Raw genomic sequence first — 634 nt, forward strand, 5'->3', positions numbered from 1 at the left:
TGAAGGTACATTAAAAACACGTTATGGTGTGCCTAATGAAAGTCGTTTTACGGCAGGTTATGCCACTTATTATATTAAACCTAATCAAACGCAAGCGGTTTGTTATGCAAGACCTAACTTATTTGATTATTTGAATTCTGCTGGCGAATGGAAACGTGGTAAGGGTTTTATAACACAGTCATTTACGCCGTCGTCTTATGGTTCAAACTTCCCGACTACTGGTGCTCATAATTTGTATTTTGATTTAGATATTAGTGGTAGTAATCAGGCCTTATCTTGGGCGCCGGTTTCTCATGAAGGTATTACGGCGACGATGAGCAATTCAACAAGTACCCGCGTTCGAGTCACCCTAACGGGTCCTGTTGCTACATCGTTATCAGCTAATCCAGGTAGAATCGACAGACCATCTTTACCCCAGGTATTTGAGTTAGTCGGTCGTGATAGCAGTGGTAATGCGGTGGTCAAATATGGATTTGTGTTAAAGCAGTGGTTTGTTAATAGTGGTCCTGGTAAAGTTAACCAGACTTGGATATCATCTTGGTGTAATAGTTTGGGATATCGTCTCCCAAAGGTCAAGGATTTAACTAATGCGAGGAATTCTTATTGTCCGGAGGGAAGAGATTGTCAAGGTGCA

The 634-nt window shown here is 41.5% G+C and carries 1 protein-coding gene; it reads left to right on the forward strand.

Features of this window, described 5'->3' with window-relative positions; genetic code table 11:
* A partial coding sequence (locus B6C84_RS11625; RefSeq protein ID WP_165755855.1) for a hypothetical protein occupies window positions 1-634 on the forward strand: 634 nt, incomplete at both ends.

This window comes from Gilliamella apis (assembly GCF_002142155.1).
Classification (GTDB): Bacteria; Pseudomonadota; Gammaproteobacteria; order Enterobacterales; family Orbaceae; genus Gilliamella; species Gilliamella apis.